We start from the raw sequence: 12,152 nt of genomic DNA, 5'->3' as shown, positions 1-12,152 counted from the left end.
GGCCGCCCTCCCCTCAAGGTCCCCTTGGGGGAGGACATCCGCATCACTCGAACACGATGCTCGGCACTGCAGCCTCGGCCGCGCCGCGCTCTTCATTGACGCGGTCCCAAACCTTGGCGGCGATGTCGCGGTAGATTTTCGCCTCGGCGCCATCGGGTTTCGAGACCACCACCGGCGTGCCAGCATCCGAGCTTTCGCGGATGCCCATCTCGAGCGGCACCTCGCCAAGGAAGGTGACCCCGAGACGCTCGGCCTCGCGGCGCGCGCCGCCATGGCCGAAGATGTCGTAGCGTTTTCCCGTATCGGGGGCGAGAAAATAGCTCATATTTTCGACGATACCCAATAGGGGCACGTCGACCTTTCTAAACATGTTGAGGCCTTTGCGCGCATCGATCAGGGCCAGGTCCTGTGGCGTCGAGACGATGACGGCGCCGGCCAGCGGCACCTGTTGGGCCATGGTCAGCTGGGCGTCGCCGGTGCCGGGCGGCATGTCGACGACGAGCACATCGAGCGGTCCCCATTCGACCTCGCGCAGCATCTGCGTCAATGCCGACATCACCATCGGCCCGCGCCAGATCATCGGCGTCTCCTCATCGACGAGAAAGCCCATCGACATGACCTTGAGGCCATAATTCTGCATCGGTTTCAGGATCTTGCCGTCGACGGTCTGCGGCCTGCCACGAATGTTGAGCAGACGCGGCATGGAAGGGCCATAAATATCGGCATCGAGCACGCCGACCCGCAGCCCGTTGGCGGCAAGCCCAAGGGCGATATTGACCGCGGTGGTCGACTTGCCGACGCCGCCCTTGCCGGAAGCGACGGCGATGATGGCCTCGATGCCGGGTACGCCGCGCTTGCCCTGGCTGTGCGAGGCAGGCGCCTGTGGGGCGGGACGGGCAGGTGCGGCTGGTGGAGCGGGCCTCTGAGCCGGTCTTTGCGGAACCGGCGCCTCCATGCCGCCGCCCTTCTTTTCCGCCGTCAGCGCGACCACGGCGCCGGCGACACCGGGGATCGCCTTGACGACACGTTCGGCCGCCGCACGCAGCGGCTCCATCTCCTGGGCACGGGCAGCGGGAACGGTGATCGAGAAGAACACCTTGGCATCGGCAATGAAAATCTCGGAAACCATGCCGAGATCGACGATATTGCCGGTGAAATCCGGCCCATTGACCGTCTTCAGGCGCTCGATAACCATTTCCTTGGTCACGTTTTCATGGGCGGCGGGCATGAGTTTTTCCTCTACTTTTCCGCTCCAGATAATGCAGTTCCGGAACAGAACCAAGCGATGGACCAACAGTTGCAGCGGCGTATTGGGGGAGGAAGCGACCATACGACAGCATTTCCAGCGGGAGTGGCCGTCGCCAAATCGTCAACGCAACCTATTTCAGTGGACATGGAATGACCGCCAGGGAAGGAGACGAATCATGCTCGCAAACAGCAACGCAACGGCCAATCTCGCTGTGAAGGACCTGGCCAAGGCCAGGGCTTTTTACGAAGGAACGCTCGGCCTGAAAGAGGTGCACAATGAGGGTGGGGAACTGATCGTCTATGAAAGCGGCGATACCGCCATCAACGTCTACCGTTCGAACTTCGCTGGGACCAACAAGGCCACGGCTGTGACCTGGACGGTCGGCGACGAACTCGGCAAAATCGTCAAGGCGTTGAAATCGAAGGGCGTCGCCTTCGAGCACTACGATATGCCCGGCCTGGCGCTGGAGGGCGATGTCCATGTCGGCCAGGGCATGAAGGTCGCGTGGTTCAAGGATCCGGACGGCAACATCCTGAACCTTGTGGACAGGTAGTCGCCGCGCCAGAGGCGGCTCCAGGCGCTGGCCCGTTCGCATCACTTTGCCAGGCCGACCGCGAGGTAGGTGAGAGCCGCGATGGCCGCGGTTGCCGGCAAGGTGACGATCCATGCCACCACGATGTTGCCGGCAATGCCCCAGCGAACGGCGGAGACGCGGCGGGCGGCGCCGACGCCGATGATGGCGCCGGTGATCGTGTGCGTGGTCGATACAGGAATACCGAGCCAGGTGGCGGCGAACAGGGTAATCGCACCGCCGGTCTCGGCGCAGAAACCCTGCATCGGGTTCAGCCGGGTGATCTTAGAGCCCATGGTGTGGACGATGCGCCAGCCGCCGAACAATGTGCCCAGCGCCAGCGCCGACTGACAGGTGATGACGACCCACAGCGGCACGTAAAAATTCGCGCCGAGCATGCCTTGCGAATAGAGGAGCACGGCGATGATGCCCATGGTCTTCTGCGCGTCGTTGCCGCCATGGCCGAGCGAATAGAGCGAGGCGGAAAAGAACTGCATGACGCGGAAGGTGCTGTCGACGGCAAACGGTGTCTGCCGCAGGAACAGCCAGGAGACCGCGAGGATCAGGACGAGCGCCAGCAGAAAGCCTGCCGCCGGCGATAGCACGATCGCCGCCGTGGTCTTGCCCAACCCGGCCCAGACGATGGCGCCGGTGCCTGCCTTGGCGACGCCGGCGCCGACCAAACCGCCGATCAGCGCGTGCGAACTGCTGGACGGGATGCCGACGAGCCAGGTGACGATGTTCCAGACGATGGCGCCGACAAGTGCTGCGAAGATCACTGCCGGCGTGACGATGCTGGCGTCGATGATGCCGGTTCCGAGCGTCTCCGCCACGTGGAGACCGAAGAACATGAAGGCGATGAAATTGAAGAAGGCCGCCCAGAACACCGCATAATGCGGCCGCAGCACCCGGGTGGAGACGATCGTGGCGATGGAGTTGGCGGCATCGTGCAGGCCGTTGAGGAAATCGAAGAACAGCGCGACGACGACAAGGCCGACCAGCACGGGAAAGGCTATCGCGGCTTCCACTATACGTTCTCGATGACGATGCCGCTGATTTCGTTGGCAACGTCCTCGAAGCGGTCGACCACCTTCTCCAGCTGGCCGTAGATCTCGCTGCCGATCAGATAGGCCATCGGGTCGCTGCGGCCATGCCGCTTGAACAGGTCCTTCAGGCCTTGCTCGTGCAGGTCGTCGGCCCGGCCTTCGGCGCGCATGACTTCCTCGGCGATGGCATTGAGGCGCACCGTGTGCGCCCCGACCTTGCCGAGCAGCGGGATCGCCTCGGCCACCAACTTGGCGGCCTCGACGATGACGCCTCCCATTTCCTGCATCAGCGGGTCGAATTCCTTCTTCTCGAACAGCCTTACCGTCTTGACGGTCTTGTGCATCATGTCGATGGCATCATCCATTGACTGGATCAGGTCCTTGATGTCGCCGCGATCGAAGGGCGTGATGAAGGAGCGCCGCACCGCAAGCAGCACCTCCGCGGTGATCTGATCGGCTTCGTCCTCGAGATCGATGATCGTCTGACACCAGCGATCGATGTCGTTCCCCTGCAGAAGCTGCTGCAGTGCCTCGGCGCCACCGACCACGGTGCGGGAATGCCGCTCGAACAGGTCGAAGAAGCGATCTTCGCGCGGCAAAAGCTTGCGGAACCAGCCCAGCATGTTCGGTCTCCCGTCGTGTCCAGTCCACGACCCCGTCTGATCCACATAGCGCCGCATTCCATTGCGGGAAACAGTAAGCCGGCTGAAAGATGTGGATGCGGACGATTTACACAGGCGGCTTGCGGCCGAAGGCGATTTCCACGACCTTGCGCGCTACGATAGGACATATCGTCCGTGACAGGCTCCCGACGGCATGATCGACAAGCTGGAATTCTTCATAGCACTTGCCAAGGAAGAGCATTTCGGCCGGGCGGCCGAAGTATGCGGCGTCACCCAGCCGACACTTTCGGCCGGCATCAAGCAGCTGGAGGGCCAGCTCGGCGTGATGCTGGTGCTGCGCGGCTCGCGTTTCCAGGGACTGACGCCGGAAGGCAAACAGGTGCTGGTGTGGGCGCGCCGCATCGTCGGCGATAGCAGGACCATGCGCGAGGAGATGCGGGCGGCGCGTCACGGCCTGTCAGGGCGTATCCGCATCGCGGCGATCCCGACGGCGCTGGCCATGGTGGCGCGATTGACGACGCCGTTTCGGGCAAAACACCCCGGCGTCACCTTCTCGGTGCTGTCGCGGACCTCGATCGAGGTGCTGTCGCTGCTCGGCAATTTCGATATCGACGCCGGCATCACCTATCTCGACAACGAGCCGCTCGGACGCGTCACCAGCGTGCCGCTCTACGACGAGCGCTATCAGCTGATCACCGCCGTCGGGAACCCGTATTTCGACCGCGACAAAGTGACATGGGCCGAGCTCAGTCAGCTGCCGCTCTGCCTGCTGACGCCGGACATGCAGAACCGCCGCATCATCGACCAGCATCTGGCCGAAGCCGGCGTGCAGGTGCGGCCGACATTGGAATCCAACTCGATGATCGTGCTGTTCTCGCATATCCGCACCGGCAAATGGTCGTCCATCATGCCGCTTAACCTTGCGGAAACGTTCGGCTTTTCCGAGCCGATCCGGGCTATCCCGATCGTCGAGCCGGATGCCAGCCACACCGTCGGGCTGGTGGCGGCGCCGCGCGAACCGCACACGCCGCTGGTCTCGGCGCTGTTGGACGAGGCAATGGCGCTGGCGGACGATTTCCGCACCCGTCGCTAGGCTAGACAATGCTGGTGACCGCGAACGATAGAAAATTTCTATCGAGCAACGGATCGGCTTTATTGATTTAACGGGTTTCCTCTGATTTCCTAAGCACTTAGCGGAAGACCGCCACGACCAGGGAGGGCGCTGCATGACGATGCAGCCTGCAAGTACCGAGATCGCATCGCGCACCGCGGCGATCATCCACGAGCTGAAAGGCCTCGAAGGCCCGCTGTTGCCGATCCTGCACGGCATACAGGAAGAGTTCGGCTATGTGCCGCAGGGTGCGCTGCCGGTCATCGCCGAGGCGCTGAACATCTCCAGGGCCGAGGTGCATGGCGTCGTCACCTTCTATCACGATTATCGCAGCCAGCCGGCCGGCCGGCATGTGCTGAGGCTCTGCCAGGCGGAAGCCTGCCAGTCTATGGGTTCGGATGCGATTGCCGCCAGGCTCAAAGCATTGCTGGGCATAGGCTTCCACGAGACAACCCGCGACGGTTCGGTGACGCTGGAGCCGGTCTATTGCCTCGGCCTTTGCGCCTGCTCGCCGTCGGCGATGCTGGACGGCGAGGTGATCGGGCGGCTCGACGACGAAAAGCTCAATGAAATCGTTGCCGAGGTGCGCTCATGATCCCGCGTATCTATATTCCCGGCGATTCCGGCGCGCTGGCGCTGGGTGCGGAAAAGGTTGCCAAGGCGGTTCGGGCGGAATTGGCCGAGCGCGGCATCGAGGCCAAGATCGTGCGTAACGGCTCGCGCGGTGCCTATTTCCTCGAGCCGATGGTCGAGGTGGCAACGGCCAATGGCCGTGTCGCCTATGGGCCGGTGAAGCCATCCGACGTCAAAAGCCTGTTCGACTGCGGCTTCCTCACCGGCGGTCACCACAAGCGCTGGCTCGGCGCTCCCGACAAGATCCCATTCCTGGCGAGGCAGACGCGGCTGACCTTTGCGCGCTGCGGCGTCACCGATCCGCTGTCGCTCGATCACTACAAGGCGCATGGCGGGCTGAACGGCCTGCAGAATGCAGTGGCGATGACGCCGGCCGAAATCGTCAAGCAGGTGACCGAGTCCGGGCTGCGCGGTCGTGGCGGCGCCGGCTTCCCGACCGGCATCAAATGGAAGACGGTGCTCGATACGTCGGCCGACCGCAAATATATCGTCTGCAATGCCGATGAAGGCGATTCCGGCACGTTCGCCGACCGCATGATCATGGAAGGCGACCCTTTCGTGCTGATCGAAGGCATGGCGATCGCCGGCATCGCCACCGGCGCGACCAAGGGCTTCATCTATATCCGCTCCGAATATCCGCATGCGGTGGCGGTGATGCAGAAGGCCGTCGAGATCGCCCGCAAGGCCGGCGTGCTCGGCGTCAATGTGCTCGGCTCGGCCAATTCATTCGACATGGAAGTCCGCGTCGGCGCCGGCGCCTATGTTTGCGGCGAGGAGACGGCGCTGCTCGACAGCCTCGAAGGCAAGCGCGGACAGGTGCGGGCCAAACCGCCACTGCCGGCGCACAAGGGCCTGTTCGGCAAGCCGACGGTGATCAACAACGTCATCTCGCTGGCCTCGGTGCCGGTGATCATGGACAAGGGCGCCGCCTTCTACAAGGATTTCGGCATGGGCCGTTCGCGCGGCACCATCCCGATCCAGATTGCCGGCAACGTCAAATATCCCGGTCTCTATGAGGCGGCGTTCGGCATGACGTTGGGTGAGATAGTCGACGATATCGGCGGCGGCACGGCGACCGGGCGTCCGGTCAAGGCTGTGCAAGTGGGTGGCCCGCTCGGCGCCTATTTCCCGCGCGCCCTGTTCGACACGCCATTCGACTACGAAGCGTTTGCCGCCAAGGACGGGCTGATCGGCCATGCCGGCATCGTCGTTTTCGACGACAGCGCCGACATGCTGAAGCAGGCACGCTTTGCCATGGAATTCTGCGCTATCGAAAGCTGCGGCAAGTGCACGCCGTGCCGCATCGGCTCGACGCGTGGCGTCGAGGTGCTGGACCGGCTCGCCCAGAACATCGAACCGGAAAAGCAGATCGCACTGGTCACCGACCTTTGCAACACGATGAAGTTCGGCTCGCTTTGCGCTCTCGGCGGCTTCACCCCATATCCAGTGATGAGTGCACTCAACCATTTCCCGGACGACTTTCGGCCGACGCCGGTCGCCGAAGCAGCGGAATAGGAGCGGACAAGGCATGAACGCGGCATTCGACATCAAATCGCTGGTCCAGGAAATCGACTACGGCACACCCGCCTCCGAAGCCGAACAGCAGGTAACGCTGACAGTCGACGGCAAGTCGGTGACGGTGCCGGCGGGCACCTCGATCATGCGCGCTTCGATGGAAGCGGGCGTTGAAATCCCGAAGCTGTGCGCGACCGACATGCTGGATTCGTTTGGCTCCTGCCGGGTCTGCCTCGTCGAGATCGACGGGCGCGGCGGCACGCCGGCCTCGTGCACGACGCCGGTCGGCGAGGGCATGGTCGTGCACACACAGAGCGACCGGCTGAACGCCATTCGCCGCGGCGTGATGGAACTCTACGTCTCTGACCACCCGGTGGCGTGGGGCGAGAAGGCCGGCACCGGCGCCAGCGAGTTCGACAAGGTCGTCAGGACGGTCGGCCTGACCGAGAACCGCTATGGCGTGGACGGGCGCAACCACGTCAAGCAGGAAAACGGCGTGGCGCCCGGCCATGGCTCGCTGACCATCGACTATATCGCCCGCGATGAATCCAACCCCTATTTCACCTACGATCCGGCGCAATGCATCGTCTGCTCGCGCTGCGTGCGCGCCTGCGAGGAGGTACAGGGCACGTTCGCGCTGACCATCGAGGGCCGCGGCTTCGAATCCAGGGTCTCGGCCGGCCTGCACGAGGCGTTCGTCGATTCCGAGTGCGTCTCTTGCGGGGCCTGCGTGCAGGCCTGCCCGACCGATGCGCTGAGGGAGAAGACCGTGCTGGCGAAAGGCCTGCCCGAGCGCTCGACCGTCACCACCTGCGCCTATTGCGGCGTCGGCTGCTCGTTCAAGGCCGAGGTCAAGGGCGACGAGGTCATCCGCATGATGCCCTACAAGGCAGGCAAGGCCAACCACGGCCACTCCTGCGTCAAGGGCCGCTTCGCCTATGGCTATGCGACGCACAAGGACCGTATCCTGAAGCCGATGATCCGCGAGCGGGTCAGCGATCCGTGGCGCGAAGTGTCGTGGGAAGAGGCGCTCACCCACACGGCGAATGAATTCCGCCGCATCCAATATCAGTACGGCCGCACCTCGATCGGCGGCATCACCTCCTCGCGCTGCACCAACGAGGAGACCTACCTCGTCCAGAAGCTTGTCCGGCAGGGCTTCCGCAACAACAATGTGGACACCTGCGCCCGGGTCTGCCATTCGCCGACCGGCTATGGTCTCGGCCAGACCTTCGGCACCTCAGCCGGCACGCAGGATTTCGATTCGATCGAGCAGACGGACGTGATCCTGCTGATCGGCGCCAATCCGACCGATGCGCATCCGGTGTTCGCTTCGCGCATGAAAAAGCGCATGCGCGAGGGCGCCAAGCTGATCGTGCTCGATCCGCGCCGCACCGACATCGTGCGCTCGGCCCACGTCGAGGCGCAGTTCCATCTGCCGCTGAAGCCGGGCACCAACGTCGCCATGCTGACCGCACTTGCCCATGTCATCGTCACCGAGGGCCTGTTCGACGAGGCCTTCATCCGCGAGCGCTGCGACTGGGACGAGTTCCAGGACTGGGCATCGTTCGTGGCGCTGCCGGAAAACAGCCCGGAAGTGATCGGCCAGCTTGCAAATGTCGATCCCGACGACATACGCGGCGCGGCGCGGCTCTACGCCCGCGGCGGTAACGGCGCGATCTATTACGGCCTCGGCGTGACCGAGCACAGCCAGGGCTCGACCACCGTCATCGCCATTGCCAACCTCGCCATGGCGACCGGCAATATCGGCCGGCCGGGCGTCGGCGTGAACCCGCTGCGCGGCCAGAACAATGTGCAGGGCTCTTGCGACATGGGCTCGTTCCCGCACGAGCTTCCCGGCTATCGCCACATTTCAGGCGACGCGGTGCGCGCCATCTATGAGAGCCTGTGGGGCGTCAAGCTCGACGACGAGCCCGGCCTGCGCATCCCCAATATGCTGGATGCGGCCGTCGACGGCTCGTTCAAGGGGCTCTATGTGCAGGGCGAGGACATCCTGCAGTCGGACCCCGACACCAAGCATGTCGCCGCCGGTCTCGCCGCGATGGAATGCGTCGTCGTGCACGACCTCTTCCTCAACGAGACGGCCAACTACGCGCATGTGTTCCTGCCCGGCTCGACGTTCCTCGAGAAGGACGGCACCTTCACCAACGCCGAGCGCCGCATCAACATGGTGCGCAAGGTAATGGAGCCGAAATGCGGCTATGCCGACTGGGAAGCGACGCAGGAGCTCGCCAAGGCGCTCGGCCTCGGCTGGACCTACACGCATCCGTCGCAGATCATGGACGAGATCGCCAAGACGACGCCGAGCTTCGCCGGCGTTTCCTTTGACCTCCTCGACAGAGTGGGCTCGGTGCAGTGGCCCTGCAACGAGAAGTCGCCGGAGGGCACGCCCATCATGCATATTGGCGGCTTCGTGCGCGGCAAAGGCAAGTTCATCCGCACCGAATACGTCGCGACCGACGAAAGGACCGGGCCGCGCTTCCCGCTGCTGCTGACCACCGGCCGCATCCTATCGCAATACAATGTCGGCGCGCAGACCCGGCGTACCGAGAACGTGGTCTGGCATAGCGAGGACCGGCTGGAGATCCATCCGCACGACGCCGAAAATCGCGGCCTGCGCGACGGCGACTGGGTGCGGCTGACCAGCCGCTCCGGCGAGACGACGCTGCGCGCGCTGATCACCGAGCGGGTGTCGCCAGGCGTCGTCTATACGACCTTCCACCATCCCGACACCCAAGCCAACGTCATCACCACCGACTTCTCCGACTGGGCGACCAACTGCCCGGAATACAAGGTGACCGCGGTGCAGGTGGGCGCATCCAACGGCCCGTCGGAATGGCAGCGCGACTATGACGAGCAGGCAAAGCAAAGCCGCCGCATCGCGAAGTTGGAAGCGGCGGAGTAGTCCTTGACCGCGCGCCGCAAAGCCATTGCGCAGATCTCGCGGCTGGCGCGCCGCGCGGGCGGCACCGCGGCCGCCAACCGGATGGTGCCGGAAGAGACACCGGTGGCGTTCTCCTTTGCCGGCACCACGCATGCGGTGATGATGGCAAGCCCGGCTGATTTCGAGGATTTCGCGCTCGGCTTCTCGCTGACCGAAGGCATCATTGCCTCGCCGGACGAAATCGAAGCGATCGAGGTCGAGGATCACGGTGCCGGCATCGACATCCAGATCCGGCTGAAGGACAGCGCCAACACCCGCTTCGAAGCGCGTCGCAGACGGCTGGCCGGCCCGGTCGGCTGCGGGTTGTGCGGCATCGAATCGATCGAGGAGGCGATGCGCTCGGTAAACCCGGTCGGTGCGTCGCAACTTACACTTCAGGCCGATGACATCGTCCGCTCGGTCAAGCTTTTGTCGAAGCTGCAGCCGCTGCACGCCGAGACCGGTGCCGTCCACGCCGCCGGTTTTTACCTCCCCGGCAAGGGCATCGTCATGGCGCGTGAGGATGTCGGCCGCCACAACGCGCTGGACAAGCTGGCTGGCGCGCTGGCCAAAGCCGGTATCGACGGCAGGTCGGGGGCCGTCGTCGTCACGTCGCGCGTTTCGGTCGAGATGGTGCAGAAGACCGCGGCGATCGGCTCGGCCGTCATCATCGCCGTCTCGGCGCCGACCGCACTTGCCATCCGCACCGCGGACGATTCCGGCATGACGCTGGTGGCGCTGGTGCGCGGCGACGATTTCGATATTTTCACCCATCCTGACCGCGTGGTTTCCGGAGTTGCCAAGCATGTCGCATGACGAGGGCCACCTCATGAGCACCAGCGAAAAGCTGGTTCGCATGGCCAACCAGATCGCCGCCTTTTTCCACTCCAAGCCGCGCGAGCAAGGCATTGCTGGCATCGCCGAGCACATCAACAAGTTCTGGGAGCCGAGGATGCGCCGGCAATTGTTCGAGATGCTGGACAGCGGGCGCGAGGGGTTCAACGAGCTTGTCGTCGCGGCCGCGCCCAGGATCAAGCGGCCGGGTGCGCCGGAGGGCGCAGGTTTCAGCGCTGGCGGAGCGAACACCGAGACGACCGCCGCGTCACAGAAGTAGGCGCCGCGGGCCCACATTCACGCTCTCTAAAGTTTCACCTGCCGCAAGCTGCGCGCCTCTGCTATGATCCGGCGATAAGAAATCGTCGGGTCGGGCGGACAACTCGTGAGGCTGATCGAAACTCGATACGCGCTCAGTGGCGACGTGCGGATCGCCTATCAGGTGGTCGGCCAGGGATCGTTCGATCTCGTCTTGGTGCCGGGCTTCATTTCCAATCTCGATCTGCACTGGGAAGACGAGGGCTACAGCCGGCTGCTGAAGCGGCTTTCCGCGTTCTCACGGCTGATCCTGTTCGATAAGCGCGGCACCGGTCTGTCCGATCGCGTCGATGCCCACCATCTGCCCAGCCTCGAAACCCGCATGGACGATGTGCGCGCGGTGATGGATGCCGCAGGCAGCGGCCGCGCCGCCTTGCTCGGGGCTTCGGAAGGCGCGCCGATGGCAATGCTGTTCGCCGCCACCTACCCGGAGCGGACGCGGGCGCTGGCGCTTTATGGCGGCTATGCGCATTTCCACAAATGGGTGATGCCGCCGGAACGCCTTGAGGCGTTCATCGCGACGGCGGAGACCGCATGGGGCACCGGCGCCACCCTGCCGCATTTCGCGCCCGGCCGCGTCGACGATCCGCGTTTCGCCACATGGTGGGCGCGCTTCGAGCGGCTGTCGGCGAGCCCGACCGCGGCAATCGCCCTGGCCCGCATGAATGCGGCTATCGACGTGCGCGGCGTGCTGGCGGCGATCAGCGCACCGACGCTGCTGGTCCATCGCCGCAACGATGCGCGCGTCGACCCGGAGGCCAGCCGCTTCCTGGCAAGGAAGATCCCGAATGCGCGGCTGGTCGAGGTGCCCGGGCGCGACCACCCGATCTGGACCGGCGATGTCGACCGGGTGGCCGATCTGATCGAGGAATTCCTGACCGGAGCGCGCGCCGTTGCCGAGGCCGAGCGCGTCCTGGCTGCACTGCTGGTCACCCGGATCTACGACACGGCGCGGCTTGGCGACCGCATGTGGAGCGAGCGCAGCCGACGTTTTCAGGAAACATGGCGGCTTACGGTCGGGCGCCATGGCGGCCGACCGGCCGGCACGCATGGCGAGCTGTTGATGGCGCGCTTCGACGGCCCGGCGCGGGCCGTACGCTGCGCGGCGGCGCTGCGCGATGCGGCGCAGGAGATCGGCATCGCCAGCGCGCAGGGCGTGCATGTCGGCGAGGTCGAGTTGCGTGGGCCGCCGACGGGGTTGACGGCTCGCGTGACGATGCAGCTTGCCGCGCATGCCGGGCGCGGCGACATCCTCGCTTCGCGGCTGGTCGCCGACCTCGCCGCCGCTTCAGGCCTTCATTTCAATGA

11 protein-coding genes are annotated in these 12,152 nt (G+C 64.6%); 8 read left to right on the top strand and 3 right to left on the bottom strand.

Annotated features, from left to right (window positions below):
- Positions 1 to 43: 43 nt before the first annotated feature.
- Positions 44 to 1,228, bottom strand: coding sequence for an Mrp/NBP35 family ATP-binding protein (locus tag NKJ84_RS08240; protein ID WP_352476039.1), 1,185 nt, complete (start codon positions 1,226 to 1,228; stop codon positions 44 to 46).
- 196 nt (positions 1,229 to 1,424) lie between these two features.
- On the opposite strand from NKJ84_RS08240, the gene NKJ84_RS08235 reads away from it, so the two are divergent.
- Positions 1,425 to 1,802, top strand: coding sequence for a VOC family protein (locus tag NKJ84_RS08235; protein WP_352506071.1), 378 nt, complete (start codon positions 1,425 to 1,427; stop codon positions 1,800 to 1,802).
- A gap of 41 nt (positions 1,803 to 1,843) precedes the next feature.
- Here the strand turns inward: NKJ84_RS08235 and NKJ84_RS08230 are convergent, their stop codons facing one another.
- On the bottom strand, positions 1,844 to 2,848 hold the full coding sequence (locus NKJ84_RS08230; protein WP_352506070.1) for an inorganic phosphate transporter: 1,005 nt from the start codon (positions 2,846 to 2,848) through the stop codon (positions 1,844 to 1,846).
- A complete protein-coding gene (locus NKJ84_RS08225; RefSeq protein ID WP_254816177.1) occupies positions 2,848 to 3,489 on the bottom strand; it encodes a DUF47 domain-containing protein in 642 nt (213 codons plus the stop codon). The genes NKJ84_RS08230 and NKJ84_RS08225 overlap by 1 nt, the downstream gene beginning before the upstream one ends.
- Before the next feature lie 193 nt (positions 3,490 to 3,682).
- Between NKJ84_RS08225 and NKJ84_RS08220 the strand changes: the two genes are divergently transcribed.
- From NKJ84_RS08220 to NKJ84_RS08190, 7 genes are all read left to right on the top strand, one after another.
- Positions 3,683 to 4,582, top strand: a complete 900-nt coding sequence (locus NKJ84_RS08220; protein ID WP_254816176.1) for a LysR family transcriptional regulator — start codon at positions 3,683 to 3,685, stop codon at positions 4,580 to 4,582.
- A 133-nt stretch (positions 4,583 to 4,715) separates the two neighbouring features.
- Positions 4,716 to 5,195 carry a formate dehydrogenase subunit gamma gene (locus NKJ84_RS08215; RefSeq protein ID WP_352506069.1) on the top strand — a complete coding sequence of 160 codons (480 nt, stop codon included), beginning with the start codon at positions 4,716 to 4,718 and terminating at the stop codon, positions 5,193 to 5,195.
- Complete coding sequence (locus NKJ84_RS08210; RefSeq protein ID WP_352506068.1) at positions 5,192 to 6,748, top strand: formate dehydrogenase beta subunit; 1,557 nt, start codon at positions 5,192 to 5,194, stop codon at positions 6,746 to 6,748. Before NKJ84_RS08215 ends, NKJ84_RS08210 begins: the two co-directional genes overlap by 4 nt.
- 13 nt (positions 6,749 to 6,761) lie before the next feature.
- Positions 6,762 to 9,674 carry a formate dehydrogenase subunit alpha gene (gene fdhF / locus NKJ84_RS08205; RefSeq protein WP_352506067.1) on the top strand — a complete coding sequence of 971 codons (2,913 nt, stop codon included), beginning with the start codon at positions 6,762 to 6,764 and terminating at the stop codon, positions 9,672 to 9,674.
- A 3-nt stretch (positions 9,675 to 9,677) separates the two neighbouring features.
- Positions 9,678 to 10,508, top strand: coding sequence for a formate dehydrogenase accessory sulfurtransferase FdhD (fdhD, locus tag NKJ84_RS08200; protein WP_352455049.1), 831 nt, complete (start codon positions 9,678 to 9,680; stop codon positions 10,506 to 10,508).
- Positions 10,498 to 10,806, top strand: a complete 309-nt coding sequence (locus NKJ84_RS08195; RefSeq protein WP_352506066.1) for a formate dehydrogenase subunit delta — start codon at positions 10,498 to 10,500, stop codon at positions 10,804 to 10,806. Before fdhD ends, NKJ84_RS08195 begins: the two co-directional genes overlap by 11 nt.
- Before the next feature lie 105 nt (positions 10,807 to 10,911).
- Positions 10,912 to 12,152, top strand: a 1,241-nt coding sequence (locus NKJ84_RS08190) for an alpha/beta fold hydrolase (protein WP_352506065.1), incomplete at its 3' end; no start/stop codon positions are given.

This window comes from Mesorhizobium sp. M0048, from assembly GCF_040323405.1.
Lineage (GTDB): Bacteria > Pseudomonadota > Alphaproteobacteria > Rhizobiales > Rhizobiaceae > Mesorhizobium.
Note: the sequence above shows the minus strand (reverse complement) of the source record. Positions and strands in the feature narration are given on the sequence as shown.